The sequence below is a fragment of the Colwellia sp. BRX8-5 genome (assembly GCF_014077325.1).
GTDB lineage: Bacteria > Pseudomonadota > Gammaproteobacteria > Enterobacterales > Alteromonadaceae > Colwellia_A.
On record NZ_JACGVR010000013.1, the window covers coordinates 18,724 to 38,514 of the forward strand.

The 19,791-nt window shown below is 37.6% G+C and carries 16 protein-coding genes; 6 read left to right on the forward strand and 10 right to left on the reverse strand.

The features are described 5' to 3' along the window. Positions 1-5 precede the first annotated feature (5 nt). The 4 genes from H4J62_RS10515 to H4J62_RS10530 all read right to left on the reverse strand — a co-directional run bounded on the left by H4J62_RS10515 (position 6) and on the right by H4J62_RS10530 (position 4,269). The gene (locus H4J62_RS10515) at positions 6-419 is read right to left on the reverse strand and encodes a YjfI family protein (RefSeq protein ID WP_070375922.1); all 414 of its coding nucleotides are present in this window, start codon (positions 417-419) and stop codon (positions 6-8) included. A 135-nt stretch (positions 420-554) separates the two neighbouring features. Beyond that, on the reverse strand, positions 555-2,261 hold the full coding sequence (locus H4J62_RS10520; protein ID WP_182216471.1) for a polyamine aminopropyltransferase: 1,707 nt from the start codon (positions 2,259-2,261) through the stop codon (positions 555-557). 117 nt (positions 2,262-2,378) lie between these two features. After that, positions 2,379-3,281, reverse strand: a complete 903-nt coding sequence (locus tag H4J62_RS10525; RefSeq protein ID WP_182216473.1) for a DUF350 domain-containing protein — start codon at positions 3,279-3,281, stop codon at positions 2,379-2,381. Between the two features lie 22 nt (positions 3,282-3,303). Beyond that, on the reverse strand, positions 3,304-4,269 hold the full coding sequence (locus tag H4J62_RS10530; protein WP_070375925.1) for a hypothetical protein: 966 nt from the start codon (positions 4,267-4,269) through the stop codon (positions 3,304-3,306). Positions 4,270-4,454: 185 nt separating this feature from the next. Here H4J62_RS10530 and glnE point away from each other — a divergent pair, with 185 nt between their 5' ends. Then, on the forward strand, positions 4,455-7,328 hold the full coding sequence (gene glnE / locus H4J62_RS10535; protein ID WP_182216475.1) for a bifunctional [glutamate--ammonia ligase]-adenylyl-L-tyrosine phosphorylase/[glutamate--ammonia-ligase] adenylyltransferase: 2,874 nt from the start codon (positions 4,455-4,457) through the stop codon (positions 7,326-7,328). Between the two features lie 31 nt (positions 7,329-7,359). On the opposite strand, the gene H4J62_RS10540 is transcribed toward glnE, so the two are convergent. Beyond that, positions 7,360-8,040 (reverse strand): TcpQ domain-containing protein, encoded by a 681-nt coding sequence (locus H4J62_RS10540; protein ID WP_182216477.1) that lies wholly within the window; start codon positions 8,038-8,040, stop codon positions 7,360-7,362. Between the two features lie 116 nt (positions 8,041-8,156). Then, positions 8,157-9,095 (reverse strand): LpxL/LpxP family Kdo(2)-lipid IV(A) lauroyl/palmitoleoyl acyltransferase, encoded by a 939-nt coding sequence (gene lpxL / locus H4J62_RS10545; protein ID WP_182216478.1) that lies wholly within the window; start codon positions 9,093-9,095, stop codon positions 8,157-8,159. A gap of 84 nt (positions 9,096-9,179) precedes the next feature. On the opposite strand from lpxL, the gene hldE reads away from it, so the two are divergent. Continuing rightward, positions 9,180-10,604: a bifunctional D-glycero-beta-D-manno-heptose-7-phosphate kinase/D-glycero-beta-D-manno-heptose 1-phosphate adenylyltransferase HldE gene (gene hldE / locus H4J62_RS10550; RefSeq protein ID WP_182216480.1), complete on the forward strand. Its 1,425-nt coding sequence runs from the start codon at positions 9,180-9,182 to the stop codon at positions 10,602-10,604. A 118-nt stretch (positions 10,605-10,722) separates the two neighbouring features. Here the strand turns inward: hldE and rdgC are convergent, their stop codons facing one another. Together rdgC and H4J62_RS10560 are read right to left on the reverse strand one after the other, a co-directional pair. Continuing rightward, positions 10,723-11,643 carry a recombination-associated protein RdgC gene (gene rdgC, locus H4J62_RS10555; RefSeq protein WP_070375929.1) on the reverse strand — a complete coding sequence of 307 codons (921 nt, stop codon included), beginning with the start codon at positions 11,641-11,643 and terminating at the stop codon, positions 10,723-10,725. 135 nt (positions 11,644-11,778) lie between these two features. Then, a complete protein-coding gene (locus H4J62_RS10560; RefSeq protein WP_182216481.1) occupies positions 11,779-13,524 on the reverse strand; it encodes a HAMP domain-containing sensor histidine kinase in 1,746 nt (581 codons plus the stop codon). A gap of 318 nt (positions 13,525-13,842) precedes the next feature. Here H4J62_RS10560 and H4J62_RS10565 point away from each other — a divergent pair, with 318 nt between their 5' ends. From H4J62_RS10565 to H4J62_RS10580, 4 genes are all read left to right on the forward strand, one after another. Then, positions 13,843-14,769, forward strand: coding sequence for a porin (locus tag H4J62_RS10565; RefSeq protein WP_182216483.1), 927 nt, complete (start codon positions 13,843-13,845; stop codon positions 14,767-14,769). 197 nt (positions 14,770-14,966) lie between these two features. After that, positions 14,967-15,668 (forward strand): phosphate regulon transcriptional regulator PhoB, encoded by a 702-nt coding sequence (phoB, locus tag H4J62_RS10570; RefSeq protein WP_146796261.1) that lies wholly within the window; start codon positions 14,967-14,969, stop codon positions 15,666-15,668. A 48-nt stretch (positions 15,669-15,716) separates the two neighbouring features. Next, entirely contained in the window at positions 15,717-17,012 is a 1,296-nt protein-coding gene (gene phoR, locus H4J62_RS10575) for a phosphate regulon sensor histidine kinase PhoR (RefSeq protein WP_182216484.1), read from the forward strand. A 464-nt stretch (positions 17,013-17,476) separates the two neighbouring features. Continuing rightward, positions 17,477-18,442 (forward strand): PstS family phosphate ABC transporter substrate-binding protein, encoded by a 966-nt coding sequence (locus H4J62_RS10580; protein WP_182216486.1) that lies wholly within the window; start codon positions 17,477-17,479, stop codon positions 18,440-18,442. Between the two features lie 340 nt (positions 18,443-18,782). Here H4J62_RS10580 and H4J62_RS10585 read toward each other — a convergent pair whose 3' ends face one another. Both H4J62_RS10585 and H4J62_RS10590 read right to left on the reverse strand, forming a co-directional pair. Beyond that, the gene (locus H4J62_RS10585) at positions 18,783-19,280 is read right to left on the reverse strand and encodes a glycine cleavage system protein R (RefSeq protein WP_182216488.1); all 498 of its coding nucleotides are present in this window, start codon (positions 19,278-19,280) and stop codon (positions 18,783-18,785) included. A 36-nt stretch (positions 19,281-19,316) separates the two neighbouring features. After that, on the reverse strand, positions 19,317-19,697 hold the full coding sequence (locus H4J62_RS10590) for a PilZ domain-containing protein (RefSeq protein WP_070375936.1): 381 nt from the start codon (positions 19,695-19,697) through the stop codon (positions 19,317-19,319). Between the last annotated feature and the right edge of the window lie 94 nt (positions 19,698-19,791).

A 19,791-nucleotide genomic window follows, 5' to 3' on the forward strand; every position in this document is an offset into this window, starting at 1 on the left:
GTTAATTAAATTAGGTACTCGCCCATATCATCTATAATTTCCATCGCGTTATTACTTAAAACGCCTAATTCGTGTTCAATATCATGAAAAGACGAATTAATAGATAGGGCACCAAAAATTACGTATTTATCACCAATTTTTGAAAATGATGATAAAGGCATCGGAATATTCATTTCTAACATGCTTACGTGCATGTCTTGAAGGTATTCAGGTTTTACTTCTTCTACGCCCCATAAGTAGGTGATACATAGTATTTGATCATCGGTTACAGAAACAAAAATTGGTAATTCTTCACGGTCGATAACAGTAATTTGTAAAACGTCCACTTCGCCTGAAATAGGCTGACAATCAAAAACCATCCCGGTTTCAGAATTGTCCGCTAAGCTATTTAAGTGATCAGCAATTTTATGAATGTTCATGTGATTCCTTAGTCTGTATTTTTCGTTAATAAATCTAAAAGTAAATATCTCTCAGACATATTATGTCGTTGAGGTAAATTTAGCACTTTGACATAATATGTCAAGAGCCGATTTGCATTATTTGTTATTTATTTGTCATTCTTGTAAATAAGCATTGTTCAAACCTTGTTGATCGCGCCATGCTTTTTGATGTAATTGATAAATATTATGGCTACCTAAATAGTTAATAGGAACATCTGCTTGGTTCTTATAAAAGCTTTTCGAAAACTCGAATGAATTAATCACCATAGGTAGTGTTAGCCAATGATGTTCAATTGGTAATTTTTCTAAAGACTGTAAACGGTTAAGGGGGCTAGCACCACGTTTTGACGCTATCGTCCAACCCCATTCGCCAAAGCTTGGCACATTATCGTGATATTGCTGAACGTGAGCGAATTTAGCCGCTTTTACTGTTTTTCCAATCGCAATAAAAGCATCTTTGGCATGATATGGACTTGCCGATTGTATGCCAATTAAGCCGTCACCCGCGAGCAACTGATGTAAGCGCGCATAAAAATTAACAGAATAAAGTTTATTTAAATCAGGGTGGCTAGGATCAGGTAGGTCAACAATGATGCTATCAAAGGTTTGTTGTTGTTTTAACAAGTTATCAATCGCTAAAAAGGCATCTTCATTAATAATTTTTACCCTAGGGTCTTGTAAACTTTTCTGCGTTAACTGATTAAGCTGAGCCGCCAACGATGGTGATAACTTTTCGGTAGGATCCAAAAATATTTGCATTAATTCGGCGTCTAAATCAATTAAGGTGACTTTTTTGGGCGACCACTGCAAGACATCACGTAATGCTAATCCATCACCACCGCCAATGATTAATATATTGTCATGTCTAGCAGAACCAGCCATAACAGGACTGACTAAATAACTGTGATAAATAAACTCATCAGCAGACGAAAATTGTAAACGGCCATTAAGATAAAAATTAATCACACTTGGCTGCTCTGCTCCCATATGTCGTTGGGTAAAGTTGAGTTGTTGATAGCGGGTCTTATCGGTATAAACAACTTTATCTAAATAGAGCAAGTTACTCATTTGATTTAACCAGCTATTACCAGACTGATAAATAACGCCAATGGCGATCAATAATAAAATATGAAGTGAAACTAAGGTTTTTCGCCAGGTGAGTTTATCCCAAAAATGAAAGATAAAAATACCACCGACAATTAAGTTTAAGGCAGCAGTTAACGCACTGGCTTTACTGATATCAATAGATAATAAAAAAATAACCCAAATTGCAGCACCAATACCCGCGCCAACATAATCGGCGCCATAAATAGTGCCTAGGTTATTTTTTAAATGTTTTTGGTGAATTGATTCTCTAATACGTGCGATAAGGGGAATTTCCATACCAATGAAAAAACCTAAGATGAAACCAAAAAAATAGGGACTATTAAAAGCGAGCTGCGATAGTTGTTTTAAAAATCCACCCTGGGGCATAGAGTCGGGTGGCAAATTAAAGGTGTCTGCTAATACCTGTGGAAACGTTTGAGTGAGTGCTATTAAGCCACCAATAATTAAAATTGAGCTGCAACCTAAAAACGCGATGGTAAGCTCTAACCAAACAAAACCTTTGAATGCACAAGTGATCTTGCGTGCGGCAAAAGCACCTAAACCCATAGCGACAATCATCAAGCCTATCATGGCATAAATAGTACTTTCCATCGCGCCTAAGACACGACCAGCATAATGGGATAAAAGGTATTCATAGATTAAACCACAACCAGCTAAAACGGCCATGGTTAAAATAAGCAGTGTATCGTTCCAAAATAATTGTTTTTTATTCATAGTTATAAAGTACCTAGCACCATCAAATAAGGTCAATGGCTAATACTGTTCTTCCTGAAGATAAAAAAGCTTTAAGTGCTTATGCCCTTAAAGCTTTTTTGGTAAAAGAGGGGAAGGTTATGACATCAATGCGGTTAAAATGAGGGCAATTGAAATACTCGTTGCCATTTCAACACAAGCAACGCCTATATTTTGTTGTTGATCAACTTCTTCAACTAAATTAATTCCCCACAGTACAATACGTTTGGCAATGGCTGTTAATATTGCGACTAATAGAGTCATCACGACCGCAAATACAAACCAAGAGATTAAATTGTAAAATAAAGTTTCAGGTGAGTACGTAAGAAAGTGACTCGCTGCGGTAACGGCTAAAGCGGTACTAATTAATTGGCCAGCATAACGTATAGCAATTGCGGTTTGTCCACGTGTAAATGCTTCTTGTAAGCAATCACCTTGATTATTTTTTGCGTATTGGCGCTCTTTTAAGCGGGTAACTAATAATAAAATAGCTTGAGAGATAATAAAGCCGGCAATGATGGCAATAAAGGTATCAACGTCTAAACCATGCACCCAAAGTAAAACCGCGCGAATGATGATAGCCGTCGCAATGGCACCTGCAGCATCAACAATACCTATGGTTAAATTTTCATTGAGAATTTCTTGTGTTTTATTGATGTGTTGCAGTGATAATTTATCATGGATAACACGTCCAATTTTTATCAGTATCAAGCCTAATGTGCCATAAGCGAACATGCCAACAAATTCCATCCAGTAGCTTGGCGCATTTTCACCACTGATTGCACCTGTAAGAACAATACCTAAGGCGGCAACACTCCCTGCGACACTGATGCCAAAAGCAAAGTTATCTTTTTGTGCTAACTCTTGCGTAGAGTTAACTTTAGCCGATAAACCTGAAATAAAACGCATTGCACCTAATAAAACAATCGCAATAGAAATATCAATAACTAAGTAAATTAATAAATCTTGATTTAGGGCAGTAATTTCAAAAAATGTATTCATGTTAATTCCTATATCCTACTCGTTATTTGCCGCGTCTAAAGCTGCGAGATGTGGTGCTTTTGCTGTTTCTAAAGCTGGAGCTTTTTGAGTAGCTAGACTTCTTTGCGTATGAACTATTGGTACTAAATCGCTTTGCACTGGTTTGTGCCGTACTACTTTGTTTAGAAAGGCTAGATGACCCCGTCCGACTTTTACTGTAAGTACTGTTATATTTTTGACCGCGGCTTTGAAATGATTTTTTTGTACGGGTATCTAAATCATTTTGTTTTTTTAATTGGCTTGGTGAACTATAGCGAGTTCGGCCGTAATCATTATAATAACTGTAGTTTCTTGAACGACCCCAATCATTATATGAAGTGCGGCGAGAACCAAATACATCACCCATCATTGAATACATGCCATACCATGCCCAAAAAGACATACCATTGCTTCCTTGCGTCCAACTACCATAACTTGGATTGCCAATTAACTGTTCTCCGGTACCAAAGTCCTGAGCATTATTGGCTTGTTTGCTTTGTGCTTTTGATAACGAGTTAACGCGCGGCAAAACCCCATCAGACATGTCAGCAAGCACATTGAGTGGATCGCTTAATGCGTCGGAGTAAAGTACTGGGTCAGCGGCAAGATAAATGTTAACCAGTTCATTGAAGATATCTTCTTTACTGGCAAACATACTTGGTTGATTTTTAATGGTTGCTAAACGGTCAAGTAGCGACAAATACATTGGACCTTTTGTCGTCGCATCTTTGTTAAATTCGTTAATTAATTGCGTAAGATGAGGTTTTTGCTGTTGAAGTTTTTCAGCATATTGATGAATTAAACTGGCATTACGTACCTGACCATCCGTTAAGGCGTCAGCTAATTGTTGAATACGAAGCTCAGTGATTGGCGTTTGTTGTTTAATTTTTTCTTCGAAGGGATCAGAGCAACCGACTAAGAAAATAATCAAGCTTAAAAAAGCGTATTTGATGTGTTGCATTCCTGCCATAGTGTCCTCAAAAATGCTATTATTAACATATACTCAGGTTATTTGAGTACGAATTTGCTATCTATATGTGTAATATATATAACACGTTATTAATAGCATCATAGACATAATATGTCTATTAATTCGTGATTTCATTTGAAATTCTTCTTCCTTGTCTTTTGCATAGTTAACAAATGGGTCATTAAATGAATAAATCAACTCAGCTACCAAATATACTCTCCCTGCAACAGCAAAAAAGCACGCAATTGTTTAATCATCAATACCCCGAAGCAACCGCTAATTTGTCCAAGCAACAACTCGCTGATTTTCATCAAGCATTAATGGCAAGTGACTTTATATTAAACAGTGCATTGCAGTGCCCTGACATTGTGGTGTCTTTATTTTCAAGTGAACGTGTTTACCAAACTGACTGTCCCAATTATCAGCAAATGCTTACTGAGCTGATTGCCCCTTGTGAAAGTGAAGAGCAATTACATAAAATCTTACGGCAGTTTCGTTTACAAGAGATGGTTAATATTGCCGTTGCTGACTTGTTGTTTGATCTTGAATTAACCTTGTCGTTAGAGCGTTTATCCGAACTCGCTGACCAGCTTATTTTAGCCGCATTAAACTGGTTAACATTACTCTGCCAAGAAAAATGGGGCATACCCAACAGCAAAAATGGTGAGGTTCAACAACTGTTAGTTTATGGGATGGGCAAGCTAGGTGGACGTGAATTAAATTTTTCTTCTGATATCGATCTTATTTTTACCTACCCAGAAATGGGAGAAACACAAGGTGCTAGGCGTAGTCTTGATAATCAGCAATTTTTTATTCGTTTGGCACAAAAATTAATTACTGCCTTACATCAAAAAACGGCCGATGGTTTTGTTTATCGCGTTGATATGCGTTTACGTCCTTTTGGTGAAAGTGGTCCGCTTGTTTTAACCTTTAATGCCATGGAAGATTATTATCAAGAGCAAGGGCGTGACTGGGAGCGCTATGCGATGCTCAAAGCGCGTCTTATTGGTCAGGGCAAATATCATGACCAACTTTCAACCATACTCAGACCTTTTGTTTATCGTCGCTATATTGATTTTAGTGTTATCGATAGCTTACGCCGTATGAAAATGATGATCGCCCAAGAAGTGCGTCGTAAACAATTAAATAACAACATAAAACTGGGTGCAGGCGGTATTAGAGAAGTTGAATTTATAGTGCAAGTGTTTCAGCTTATTCGTGGCGGGCGGATAAAAGAATTGCAACACCGCCGCTTATTAACGGTGTTACCTATTTTGGTCGAGAAAGAAGTTATTACCGCTGAGAATGAAGCCGTGCTGACCGATGCTTATTGTTTTTTACGGCGAGTAGAAAATATTATTCAAGCGTTAAATGATCAACAGACTCAGACCTTGCCAGATAATACCTTGGATCAAATGCGTTTATTATGGGCACTTAATCATAAACAATGTCAAACATGGCCAGACTTTCTTGAGTTTTTAGCGTTGAAAATGAACAGCGTTCATCAGGAGTTTTGTGCACTTATTGGCGAAGAGAGTCCAAATCATCAAGCGAAAGATCAGCATTGGACAGCATTGTGGGACAGTAAATGGTCAGATGAGGAGAGTGTTGCTTGGATCGAACAGGTCAGCTTCTTCGTTGATGCTAAAAAAATATGGAGTTTGCTCGCTGAATTTAGAGCTGAGATGGAAAAGCGCAGTATCGGTAATCGAGGGCGTGGCGTACTTGATAAATTAGTACCCGTTTTAATGTGGCACATACAGCAAGAGCATAGTGGTCACTTTACGCTAGAGCGGGTCTTAATTATTTTTAATAAGATATCAACGCGTACCGCCTATATTGAATTATTATTTGAAAATGAAGGCGCATTGAAGCACCTCATTAAACTGTGCCATCAAAGTAGTTGGATCGCAGAACATATTGCCAAGTATCCGATATTATTAGATGAATTAATCGATCCTAAATTGTTACACAATCCGCCAGAGCTGAGTAGTTATTCTGCTGACTTAAGACAAGCAATGTTGCGGATACCTGAAGATGATCAGGAGGCACAAATGGACATGTTAAGACAATTTAAGCAAGCACAACACTTGCGAATTGCGACCGGTGATATTTGTGGGATCTTACCAGTAACTAAAGTTAGCGATCATTTAACCGCTCTTGCCGAAGCCATTATTGAAGAAGTTATTCATTTAGCTTGGCAACAAATGGCTCAGCGTTTTGGCGTGCCCGAGTCGACAGTTGGCGAAAACCATAAAGGCTTTTCTGCGATTGGCTATGGAAAAATGGGCGGTATAGAATTAAGTTATAGTTCCGATTTAGATTTGGTTTTTGTTCATAATAGTCAAAGTAATGAGGTTACTAACGGTTTAAAGCAGATCCCCGCTTCGCAATTTTACATGAAACTAGCACAGCGTATTATGCACATTTTTAATACACGTATGGCCAGTGGTATTTTATATGAATTAGATATGCGTCTACGTCCTTCTGGTAACTCTGGTTTGTTGGTCGTTCATGTTGATACTTTCGCACAATATCAGCGAGAAGAAGCATGGACATGGGAACATCAAGCGTTAGTCAGAGCTCGTACTGTATTTGGTAACCTTGAATTAGCTAATAAGTTTTCAGCCATAAGACAAGAAATACTGACTTGCGTCCGTGAACGAGCAAATGTTAGTGCCGATGTTTTAAAAATGCGTGCAAAAATGCGTGCGCATTTAGATAAATCAACATCGGCTGACACTGACATCAAGCAAGGCGAGGGTGGGTTAGTTGATATCGAATTTTTAGTCCAATTCCTTGTACTTAGCGAAAGTGCAAAGCACCCAGAGCTTTGCAAATATTCCGATAACTTGCATTTACTTAAAGGGCTACAACACTGCGGAGTAATAAGTTCAGAGCAACAAAAGCAGCTAACGACTAGTTATTGCACGTTACGTGATTTTGGTCACCACGCGACCTTAAAAAATGAGCAGCAATTATTGACTAAGGTGGACTTTGAAGTAATAGCTGAAAACGTTGCTGCTATTTGCCTGTCACTGTATGAAAAATCTTTATAGAAATGTCTGATAACTACAAAGACGTTATTATTTAGCGTCTTTGAGACTTTTGCGGTAATAAAATACACTCTTCATCTAGGTAGGGTATATCCAAATCAATCAGTACAATGGCTCGTTGTTGATGACAAAAATAGACCTTAATACCTTCACGAAAGTGTCCTTCAACCGCTTTACCAACTTGGTAAGCTGTTTTGATGATTTCTTTATTAATACGAAAAGGGTCTTTGACCAAAAAATCTCTATTTAACCACCAAATAACTTCTAAACCCTCACTATTTGCATATTCTGAAAGTTTTTGAAAGAGTGTTTCACCTAAGCGAAATGGGTGGTTTTCATTGGTGCCACGCCAGTTTTTTCGTAAGGGACGTGTGACCATGCGCCGAGCTTCTAGCAGTTTGACAATGTCACCCGTTGGCTCTTGCAAGTAAACTATATTATTGCGAATTTTTGGACCTGAACTGCCATCGTCACCATGTAAGTTGGCGTAAAAGCGAGATAAACCATCTGCCGCCGCATTGTTACTTTTTATTTTTGAAGTCGATGACTCTGATGCCAGAACGGCTTTATCTGCTGGTTTAATTGGCGCAACTTCTGCTGTTGCCTGGGTATCATCCGACAAAGAAGAAAATAGCTCTTCTTGGTTATCAAATAATAAAAAAGCTAAAGCAATTAGAATTGAACCAAAAATAATGTTGCGTAACCAAAAGTTCATATAAGGCTGTCTTAGTTATGAGGCCATATGGAAAATTCCAGTATGGTGTACTTATAATAAATACTACCATACTGAAAAGTTGTTATTTATACAATGCTGATGATTTCAACCATGACTTATTTGTAAAGTGAAGGGTCACCTTCATTAGGTCTTGTTTTAAAACGTCGATGTAACCACATATATTGTTCAGGCTTAAACATAATGGCTTTCTCTAGCTCTTGGTTGATGCGAATAACGTCAGCCTCGTCATTATCGGTAGGGAAATTCTCCATCATTGGCTTTATTTCTAAAGTGTATCCGCTGCCATCATCATTTCTGGTCGGTATGAGTATGTGACTTTGTACGTTTTTCTGGCGAGCAAAAATTAATGTACCCGTGGTTGTTGCTGCATCAGGTACAGCAAAAAAAGGCACAAATAAACTGCGATTTCGACCATAATCTTGATCGGGCAAATAAATACAAACTTCCTTATCACGTAGTGCCTTCATTAAGCCCTTAACGTCGCGCTTACCCAACATGTATTTATTGGAGCGGCCACGACCTCTAAACTGAAAAAATTCCATTAGTTGATTATTGTGGGGGCGATAAAAAACCACCGTAGGGTGTCCAGTACCCATGCCACGACAGTTAATTTCTACACTTAAGTAGTGCATGGTTAATAGTAAAACACCTTTACCTTCTCGATGGGCTTTTTCTAGGTGCTCAAGGCCAACAATCTTTGTTTTTCGTCTAACTCGCCAATCTGGCCACCACCAGCCCATGCCGGTTTCAAATAAGGCGATGCCGGTATTTTCAAAGTTTTTCTTTAAAATACGGGTACGTTCTTGTGCCGACATTTCTGGAAAACATAGTTGCAAGTTTTTCATCGCAACCGTTTTGCGACTTGAGCCTATTTTATACAGTAAGCGCCCGAGCATCCTGCCGAGCATTAATTGTAATTTATAAGGCAACCATGAAATGGTATAGAGAACAATTACCCCAAACCAAGTTAACCAATACTTAGGTAATAGGAAGGATATTTTAAAATCAGGTTGTAAAACTTTATTTTTACTCACGGGATGATGTCAACTCATTGAAATTCATGTGATACAATATTAACCATTATATCTGTATATCCATAAAGAGTTAAGAGGCATAGGATGAAAGTAGACATTCCCGCTTTTGAGCAAGCAAGTGTGTTGGTTGTTGGTGATATTATGTTAGATCGATATTGGTACGGTCCAACACATCGTATATCTCCAGAAGCCCCCGTTCCTGTTGTTAAAATTAATCAAGATGAACATCGCCCCGGCGGTGCGGCAAATGTTGCATTAAACATAGCTTCTATTGGTGGAAGAGCGACTCTTGTTGGCATTACTGGCGATGATGAAGCCGCTCAGCATTTGAAAAAAAAGCTATCAGCATTAAATATTAATTGTGAATTTGATCAACAAGCTAATATTCCCACGATCACTAAATTACGTGTAATGAGCCGAAATCAGCAGTTGATCCGCTTAGATTTTGAAGAGTCTCTTAGCGAAGTAAATAAAAAAGTACTTGAAGAAAAAGTAGCTGCTCAATTGGTTAATCATGACTTACTCTTGTTGTCTGATTATAGCAAAGGTACGTTATCTGAGGTTCAAAATTTAATTGCTATAGCTAAAAAGCAAGGGAAAGCTGTTTTAGTTGATCCCAAAGGTACCGACTTTGAACGCTATCGTGGTGCAACATTACTAACGCCCAATCTATCCGAATTTGAAGCTGTGGTTGGCGCATGTAAAACAGAAAATGATATTGTCACTAAAGGTCAGGCACTGTTAGTGCACCTTGATTTAGAAGCAATGTTAGTGACGCGCAGTGAACAAGGAATGACCTTGCTCCGTCGAGATCATGACGAATTCCATCTACCGACTCGAGCGCGTGAGGTCTATGATGTAACCGGTGCCGGTGATACGGTTATTGCGACACTTGCTTTGGCTATTGCAGCAAAAGCTGAATATACCCAAGCGAGTGCTTTAGCCAATATTGCTGCCGGTATTGTTGTTGGTAAATTGGGTACATCAACCGTGAGCGAGACCGAATTATTAGCTGAAATATCGACAGGGCAAGAAAGTGGTTTTGGTGTTGTCAGCGAAGAGCAATTAAAAATTGCGGTTAAATTAGCAAAAGCTCGTGGTGAAAATATTGTCATGACCAATGGCTGTTTTGATATTTTACATGCAGGCCATGTTTCGTATTTAGCCCATGCCGGTACTTTAGGCACTCGTTTGATTGTTGCTGTTAATGACGATGCTTCTGTAAAAAGATTAAAAGGCAGTGGACGACCGGTTAACCCTACCGACAGACGAATGGCAGTTTTAGCTGGTTTAGGCGCTGTTGACTGGGTAGTGAGTTTTTCAGAAGACACCCCTCAACGTATTATAAGCAACATTCTCCCCGATATATTAGTTAAAGGGGGGGATTATAAAGTTGAAGATATTGCTGGCGGTAAAGAAGTGATGGCCAATGGCGGCACAGTTAAAGTACTTAACTTTGAAGAAGGTATTTCCACGACCGATATCATCAACTCTATTCGTTTGAAGTAGTCTACCTATTTTACCGGTATTATTAACTCGATTGATACTGAAGTAATAAAGTGAAGCAATGAAAAAGCAGCTATATTAGCTGCTTTTTTCTTTAGAGACATCAGTAACCTAAAGCGTATTAGCTCTCTAAGTAGTCTGTCGCTTTAACATTGAATTCAGCCAGTAAGTCATTAATCAAACGATTAATTTCTCCAGCCATTAAGGCAAAGTCTGCATCAAGTTTTGCTATAACGTCGTCACTATCGATATCGTCATTTTGTTCTTGTAAGACATCAAAAAACTTTAAACGCTTAATCGCTAGATCGTCACAAAGAATAAACGACATTGCTTCATCCCATTCAAGCGCTAATTTCACTACGTATTTATCAGCGTCTAAATGTGTTTTAATTTCATCGCTATCAAGATCTTGATTTTTAACACGAACTACCGCACCATCATCGCCTAAGGCATGAAACTCTGCTTCCATACCTAAAGTAAAGTTGTCGCCAATACTTTTCTCGTTTAACCAGTCAGTCATCAATTCATCAGGCGCTTTTTCTGGTGAAACACTTGTTACGGGTAAAGTACCAATAACTTTGCGCAACAAGGCTAATAAATCTTCAGCTTTACCGCGGCTACCTGAATTTACAACAATAAGGTTATGCTCAGCATTAATGTAAGCATGGGTATCGGTAACACGAGAAAACGCCCGAGGTAGTAGTTCAAAAATGATATCTTCTTTAAACTGTTCTCTTTCTTTTTTAGTTGCGCTGCGCGCTTGTTCAACTTCAAGTTGCGCAACTTTTGCTTCAATCATATCTTTTACAACGGGAGCAGGAAGAATTTTCTCTTCTTTTCTTGCGCAAACTAAAAGGTTACCGTTAGCGGCATGAACCGTTGAATGGCCATGTTTACCCAAAGCATTTACCCAACCAAAATGCGATTGCTCTGTTGACCCACAAGGGGTGAATAAATGTTCAGCTAAGTGTTTTTCTAATTGATCTTCTGATAATGCAAAAGGGCGAGTAAATGTGAAAAAGTATAGGTTTTTGAACCACATAGAAGTTTCCTGCGCCGCTGGAACACTAAGTGCACCGGCTGATAAATTTTAAAAGAGCAATATAGTAACTTAAATATCAGCTATTAGCACTTACTTGCAGAGTCTTACCGTTAAGATATCGCAATGAAGAATTTTTTAACGCATATCATTAAATTCAATATCATAGCTAAGACCTTGTCCAACCTCAGAATGTGCGACTATTGTGCCATTCAATGTATCAGTAACTAATTCGTTAATGATATGAGTGCCTAAGCCTGTGCCTCCAGTACCACTTTTGGTGGTATAAAAAGGGTCAAATATTTGTGGCAATTTATTTTGAGGAACACCAACACCATTATCTTGGTAATGCAGATGTAGCCGTTCACCTTTTAGTTTTGCACTTATGGTAATCATGCCATTCTCTATACCATCAAAGCCATGGATAATAGAATTAATTATTAGGTTAGTAAATATTTGTGATATTGCCCCCGCATGGCAATAAATATCAATATTATCAACACAGTTTACGTTAACCGTATGTTTGGTTTTCTTTAATTTTGGCTGTAAAGATTGAATAATTTCATTTAGGTATTGTGCAACGTTAATCTTGCGTGTTTTATTACTTGTTTGATCAACAGCAACTTGTTTATAACTGGTGATCAAATCAGATGCGCGATTAAGATTGTTAAAGAGTAAATGTAAACTTTGGTCAGCATTTTTAGTGAAGTCATCTAATGAACGTTTGGTTAATTTTTGGTTGTCGACATCATTTTTTAATGAATTTAATAAATCTGATAAATAACTGGTTGAGGTAATACTGACACCAATAGGGGTATTAATTTCATGGGATATTTCAGCGGATAATTTTCCTAAAATAGCCATTTTTTCTGCATCAAGTAAACGTTCTTGCGCTTTTTTGAGTTCTAGAATCGAGTTTTTTAATTCTTGATTGGTCTTTGTTAAGGTTTGTTCTGTTTGGCTGCGGCGAATATTTTCAGCTTTTAACTGTTTTTGTTGCTCGATAAGTTCACGCTGTTGTTTATTCATTTCAAGCATGGTGGTACTTAGCGATGACGTTTTTTTAGCGACTTCTTGTTCTAATATTAAATTTTGATCGTCAAGTTTATGATTTGCCATTAATATCTCTTGCTTGGCGGTACTCAGTCGATTTTGATATTGCACCAGCTCATCGAGCAGATTGTTGTAAGCTCTTTGTAAAATGTTCAGCTCGTTATTTTCATAATTCATGGTATGAAGCTTTGATGCTTCGGGATCATCTATATCAAAATGGTTGATTTGTTCAGTAAGTTCATTAAGCGGATTTGTTAATAAGCTGGAAAAGGCGAGAGAAAATAAAATAACTAACGCGGCTGTTTTTACCATCGCATTACCGATTAAAAAATATATACCAACTTCAATACGATCGAAAATCACTTCATTACTTGATAAGAGAACGACGGTCCCCACTTTTGTTGTTCGACCAGAAAACTCAAAGATGAGTTGAAACGAATGGCCAAATAATCCTTCAGAAAAAGAGCTAATGGCAGTAGATTCACTATTTAAGGTTACTTTATCGGGTTGATTAAAAAGTTCACCCTCAGAAAACTCACCTAATTGTGCAATGATTTGGTCATTTTCATCGGTAACAACAATGCCTTTTATCATAGGAATGGCGACTAATCCCACAGCAATATCAACAGCTTGCTGTGTATTTAACTCCCAAACAGCACGTGTTAAACTGCTGCTAAATGTTTTTTCTAAGGTCAGTAACTCACTGTTTATGTGGCTCTTAGTGTTAATGTACTCAGCACCAATTTGCACGCAGGTGACAATAAAGGTTAAAACAAAATAAACCGAGAGCACTCGGGTCAATAGTTTTCGAGAAATGCTTGTTACCTTCATTTTATCTTCTTTATTATGATACCTAGCTTAATTCTAGACATTTTACGGTAGGTTAAAAGTATTTTCTGCTATAAGAATGATTTTTATTCAATATAAGGTGTTTTATCTCTTTTTAAAGGAAATAATTTTTTATTTAAAATTGCTGTGGCTTATACGAAGTCTTTCTTAGCTAAATTTATCAAATTGTCATAAACTTTTAAAAAATAATTCATAATGTCACAAAAATGTCATATAAATTAGGCAGAATATGCGGCAAATAATTAGTTAATTTAAATCGTTCTTAATATAAAAGACTCTGTCACCCAATAAGGTATATATATGAAAATTTCTTACAGCACTCTTGCAGCGGCATTATTATCAACTCTTTCTGTATCAGCGTTTGCTGGTGATGTTGATATCTATGGTAAAGCCAATGTTACAGTTCAGTCATCAGATGACGGTACTGGTACTTACTCTGAAGTTAAAAGTAACGCTTCACGTATAGGTTTTAAAGGTGGTCAAGATTTGGGTAATGGCCTTGAAGTTATTTTTAAAGCAGAGTTTCAAGTCGACCTTGATGGTGATAGTGACAAGGGTGATAGCATTACTGACCGTAATCAATACATTGGCTTGAAAGGTAATTTTGGTGAAGTATTGTTAGGTATTAACGATACCGTATTAAAGCAGTCACAAGGCAAGGTTGACTTATTCAGTGATTTAAACGCAGATATTAAACAGCTCTGGAAAGGTGAGAACCGCATGAGCGACACGGTTACTTATAAATCACCTAAGGTTAACGGTTTTCAACTGGGTGTTACTTATATTGCAGAAGATGAGGTTGATGGACAAGATGGCACCTCAATGGCCCTTTTTTATGGTGATAAAGCGCTTAAAAAATCTAAGATTTATGCTGCTATCGCGGTAGACTCAGAAGTTAAAGGTTATGATGCGGCCCGTTTAACCGTGCAGGGTAAACTCGCTGGCTTTACCTTAGGTGCTATTGTTCACAGACAAGAAAAAGTTTCTGATGGCAGTGATGTCGAAGGTTTCTTGTTTTCAGCAAAATATGGCTTTGATAAAATTACAGTTAAAGGACAAGTACAAACGGCTAATTATGATGGCGGCGATCACCGTTCAGGTATGACCGTTGGCGCGGATTACGCCTTAGCGAAAAGTACTAAACTTTTTGCTTTTTACACGAGTTTTGATCTCGACAATGAAGCTGATCAAGATTACTTAGCGGCAGGCATAGAATACAAGTTTTAATTAATTACCGTATTGTAAAAATAAAAAAAGCGACTTTTGGTCGCTTTTTTTATAACTAGCGATGTAGATGAAGATCAATAAATTAAGCTTTTGGCATAAAGATAAATGAATTAAACTTGTTGTGTGTAATATAAATGTCATAAAAAGTTATCACAATGGTCAATAAGTAAAGTGTAGTTAGACAACGGGAAGTTTACATGAATAGACAAATATTGGTTGTTGAAGATGAAGCGCCGATCAGGGAAATGATTACTTTTGTATTAGAGCAAAATGGTTTTAATGCTATTGAAGCTGAAGATTACGAACAGGCAAAAGCAAAGATTGTTGAGCCTTATCCTGATTTGATTTTATTGGATTGGATGTTGCCAGGAGGCACAGGTGTTAAGCTTGCTAAATCATTAAAACAAAATGAATATACGCGGTCTATTCCTATTATAATGTTAACTGCCCGTGCCGATGAAGACGACAAGGTTAAAGGTTTTGATGCAGGTGTTGATGACTATGTTACTAAGCCATTTTCGCCAAAAGAGCTTATAGCACGTATCAAAGCTGTTATTCGCCGAGTTTCTCCTACCGCGCTCGAAGAAGCCATTGAATTTCATGGAATGAAACTTGACCCCATCGCCCACCGGGTTTCAATTAATGATCGGTCACTTGAGCTTGGACCAACGGAGTTTCGTTTATTACACTTTTTTATGACTCATACCGAGCGAGTCTATAGCCGTGAACAATTACTTGATAATGTTTGGGGGACGAATGTTTATGTGGAAGACCGAACGGTAGATGTTCATATTAGACGATTACGTAAAGCGATTACTGGCGAAGGGCATGAAGATTTTATTCAAACCGTTCGAGGCTCTGGCTACCGATTCTCCGGAAAGCTTAAAACGAGTGTGTAATACATAAGTATGCATTTTATTATTATATATAGGTAAAAACGACTCACTATGTATTTTCGTTTATCCGTAAAAAGTATTATCACGCGTTTACTGACTATATTGTCGGTAAGCGCGTTCTTTGGTTTTTTAATTGGCCAAACTCTCCTCGTACTTTGTATTAGTACCTTGGTTATTTTATGTTGGCATTATCATCATTTATTTAAACTTATTAAGTGGCTGTGGCTAAGTAAGTCACTCTCTCCTCCACAATCTGAAGGTATCTGGGGGAAAATATATGATGGCCTGTACCGACAAATTAGACAGCACCGCCACAAACAAAGACAGTTAAACGAAAGAATTAGAAAATTCAGGGATGGTGCTGAAGCATTACCTGATGCTGCCTTAGTCTTATCTGATGAACTGACTATTTTGTGGGGTAATAAAAAAGCTCAGCGCATTTTAGGCATTCGTTGGCCCAGTGATGTTGGTCAACGTATTGACAACCTCATTCGTTTTCCTGAATTCTCTAAATACCTAGAACTCGGTAATTTTGAACAACCCTGTCATATTATTTCACCCATTAACAGCGAATTACAGTTAGAGCTGCGCTTAATGGCTTATGGAAGTGACCAAGTACTCTTTCTTGCCCGAGACGTCAGTAAAATTAAAAGATTAGAAGAAATGCGGCGTGACTTTGTTGCCAATGTTTCTCATGAGCTCAAAACACCGCTTACCGTGGTGCGTGGTTATGTGGAAATGATACTGACCACTGAACATGCGCTCGAGCCTCATTGGCAAAAAGCTTTTAGCACTATTGAAACTCAAGTATCACGTATGGACCGCTTAGTAGAGCAGTTATTAGTTTTATCGCGTGTAGAAAATCATGCCGATGAAGAAAATAAACAATTTGTTGATATGCCTAAACTAATTAAAACATTGGTCGACGATGCCACTTGGCTTAACCAAGATAAACAACACAAAATTACTGCTGATCTTAATGATGACTTATGGATTGAAGGCATAGATACTGAATTGAAAAGTGCGTGTGTTAACTTAATATCTAATGCTATTGCTTACACGCCTGCCCATGGTTCTGTTCACATTTTATGGCAACGAAGTGGTAATAAGGCTAAGTTTTCCGTTAAAGATAATGGTCCTGGTATTCGTCCTGAACACGTTAACCGTATCACAGAACGATTCTTTAGAGTAGACAAGTCACGTTCTCGTGACACCGGTGGTTCAGGGTTAGGTCTATCAATTGTTAAACATGTTTTACATCACCATAATGCCGAATTAGCCATTGAAAGCGAGTGGGGCAAGGGTAGTGAGTTTATTATTTACTTTGAAGCATTAAATAAAAAATAATCTTATGATCGGCACCTTATTCACTAGTGAATAAGGTGCCGATAGCGCTTTATTTGCTATACGTGGCTTATTTACCAAGGTTAACTAACTTCAACACACGCTAAATTTTTATCATTATAATAATTATTGCCGTGGTATTTTTATCCTAATCTTTTATCTGAACATTCACGGCTTTAATGATCAACGCTATTATTTGATGTGTTAATTCTTATTTCGCCGTAAGTTCCAGTAATACTGCTCGTTATAAAATCGTAGCTAGGGTCTAACTATTCGCCTTTATCTTTGAACGAAGGAGAGAAATTGATTAAATGTTGTTTATATACCCATATATTGATCACTGTAATATAAGTGTCATAAACCTTAAATATAATTGTCACATAAACTTTATATAGTGTTCATAAATTAATTAGCCCCAAACAAATTAATAATAATTTAATGGGACATCACTCTCAGTGGAGAATAACATGGGTTTTAAACGTGCTTTAGGCGTTATAGGTTTAGCAAGCTTGGTGAGTTTCTCATCATTAGCAATGGATAAAGATTTACCTGAATATAAAAAAGTCAGTGGTATTTCAGGTAACTTATCTTCAGTGGGTTCAGATACCTTAGCAAACATGATGACATTCTGGGCTGAAGAGTTTAAGCGCACTTACCCAAATGTGAATATACAAATTCAAGCCGCTGGTTCATCTACTGCGCCACCAGCATTAACAGAAGCCACTTCAAACTTAGGCCCTATGAGCCGTAAGATGAAGTCGCGTGAAATTGAAGCATTCGAAAAACGTTACGGTTATAAGCCAATGGCTGTTCGTGTTGCTATTGACGCATTAGCGGTATTTGTTCATAAAGATAACCCTATTAAAGGATTACGTATTGATCAAGTCGATGCTATTTTCTCAAATAACCGCAAATGTGGTGCTGATAAAGATGCAGACCGTTGGGGTGACTTAGGTTTAACAGGTGACTGGGAAGCAAAAGACATTCAACTTTATGGTCGTAACTCAGTTTCTGGTACTTACGGTTACTTTAAAAAGAAAGCCCTTTGTAAAGGTGATTTTAAAAACACAGTTAATGAACAACCAGGCTCAGCTTCAGTTGTTCAATCAGTATCTTCTTCACTAAACGGTATTGGATATTCTGGTATCGGTTATACAACTTCAGGTGTTCGTGCTTTAGCTTTGTCTAAAAAAGGTGACAACTATGTTGAAGCTAATATGGCGAATGCTATATCGAAAAAATACCCACTATCTCGTTTCCTATACGTTTATGTAAATAAGCATCCAAACAAGCCATTAGCGCCAATGGATGCTGAATTTTTAACTATGGTACTTTCTAAGTCGGGTCAAAAAATTGTTGAGAAAGATGGTTATATTCCATTACCGAACTCAGTTGTTCAAAAAGAATTGAAAAAATTAGGTATTAAGCTTTAAGTAAAAGCACCAGTACCACTTTGAAAAGGCCTGGCTTATGTCAGGCCTTTTTGTTTCTATTGCACTGGTAAATCCCTAAAGGTTCATCAAACTCTTTAGGGGAGGTAAGGCCATTTTCAGTTAATACTTATTTTTAGTTTTTTAGTTTAGTAGCTAGGAGTTAACAGTAATTTTACGGGAGCATTATTGAAGGGGAAAGAGGGGGGATCTTGTTTACTCGATCCTTTTTAACATTAGGGTTAAGCCAGTCTATGAATAAAATATCACGGTATTATTAGCCCAAAGAGGTATTGATAAGTGGGCTAATAATACCGTGTAGATTAAGTTACTATTCAACAGATTAACAAGAAATATCAATCATTAAATCGTCAGCAAGATCTTCTAATGCATTTATTAAGCTTGGTGTTTGTTCTTTATTAACCGCTAAGGTTATTTTTGCTTTAAATAGTGGCTGGCCAGTATGTGGCGCATTATCTTGCTCGCTGACAAGCTTTATCATGTTACCGCCTTGATGGTGAATAACCGCAGATATTTCTTCTACAATACCTTCTCGATCGTTTGCTGTTAGCTCTAAAACTACCGGTGACTCATCGTTAATTTGGCTAGGGGTAGTCTTTTCGATAATGACTTTAAAACCGTCCAGTGTGGTAATTGCACGAGTTAGGGCTTCACATTGAGCTTGCGCTACCGCTATTTCAAGTACACCAGCAAAACAGCCGGACAAATGATGCAAACTGCTGGTTTGCCAGTTACCTTGGTGTTGTTTAATGACTTTGGATAAGGTTTCGACTAAACCAGGACGGTCTTTGGTAATAAATGAAATAACTAAGTGATTCATAATGTTCCTCTATAAAGCAAGGCGATTGTCATCATATTAAGCAAGGCGTGATAATTGTGAAAGTTCTTTATGTAACTGGCTTTCATCACCTAAATTTAATTCAACTAACCGTCTTAAATGGGTCACACTGTCAATATCGATAGCATTACATTGCAAGCCTACTTCACACTGTAAACCTAGCTTGTCATTTTCTTCATGAACGACAGCAATATGCATTTCAACGATTGATTCGCCATTAACTAAGTCAAAATGTAATAAGCCTAACTTACCTTTTAATGACTTTTCAGCTTTAGGCATAGTGACCAAAGCGCCATTAAGTGAAATGTCGTGGATAGTAACTGGATAATTCTGCTGTTCAACCTCTAATATCGCATTGATTGAAAACAAAACTCGCGTGAATTGACGTCTATTTTCCATTGCTTAAGTTCAAATTATAAATGGGTATCTTTAGCATAGCTCCCTTTTAGCAAAAAGGCACTTTATTCGTGTGGATTTTTATAAAACCACAAAA

Excerpts from the sequence above, each read along its gene's own strand:
- H4J62_RS10515 (WP_070375922.1), bottom strand. The coding sequence starts at position 419 with ATGAACATTCATAAAATTGCTGATCACTTAAATAGCTTAGCGGACAAT.
- H4J62_RS10520 (WP_182216471.1), bottom strand. The coding sequence starts at position 2,261 with ATGAATAAAAAACAATTATTTTGGAACGATACACTGCTTATTTTAACC.
- H4J62_RS10525 (WP_182216473.1), bottom strand. The coding sequence starts at position 3,281 with ATGAATACATTTTTTGAAATTACTGCCCTAAATCAAGATTTATTAATT.
- H4J62_RS10530 (WP_070375925.1), bottom strand. The coding sequence starts at position 4,269 with ATGGCAGGAATGCAACACATCAAATACGCTTTTTTAAGCTTGATTATT.
- glnE (WP_182216475.1), top strand. The coding sequence starts at position 4,455 with ATGAATAAATCAACTCAGCTACCAAATATACTCTCCCTGCAACAGCAA.
- H4J62_RS10540 (WP_182216477.1), bottom strand. The coding sequence starts at position 8,040 with ATGAACTTTTGGTTACGCAACATTATTTTTGGTTCAATTCTAATTGCT.
- hldE (WP_182216480.1), top strand. The coding sequence starts at position 9,180 with ATGAAAGTAGACATTCCCGCTTTTGAGCAAGCAAGTGTGTTGGTTGTT.
- rdgC (WP_070375929.1), bottom strand. The coding sequence starts at position 11,643 with ATGTGGTTCAAAAACCTATACTTTTTCACATTTACTCGCCCTTTTGCA.
- H4J62_RS10560 (WP_182216481.1), bottom strand. The coding sequence starts at position 13,524 with ATGAAGGTAACAAGCATTTCTCGAAAACTATTGACCCGAGTGCTCTCG.
- H4J62_RS10565 (WP_182216483.1), top strand. The coding sequence starts at position 13,843 with ATGAAAATTTCTTACAGCACTCTTGCAGCGGCATTATTATCAACTCTT.
- phoB (WP_146796261.1), top strand. The coding sequence starts at position 14,967 with ATGAATAGACAAATATTGGTTGTTGAAGATGAAGCGCCGATCAGGGAA.
- phoR (WP_182216484.1), top strand. The coding sequence starts at position 15,717 with ATGTATTTTCGTTTATCCGTAAAAAGTATTATCACGCGTTTACTGACT.
- H4J62_RS10580 (WP_182216486.1), top strand. The coding sequence starts at position 17,477 with ATGGGTTTTAAACGTGCTTTAGGCGTTATAGGTTTAGCAAGCTTGGTG.
- H4J62_RS10585 (WP_182216488.1), bottom strand. The coding sequence starts at position 19,280 with ATGAATCACTTAGTTATTTCATTTATTACCAAAGACCGTCCTGGTTTA.
- H4J62_RS10590 (WP_070375936.1), bottom strand. The coding sequence starts at position 19,697 with ATGGAAAATAGACGTCAATTCACGCGAGTTTTGTTTTCAATCAATGCG.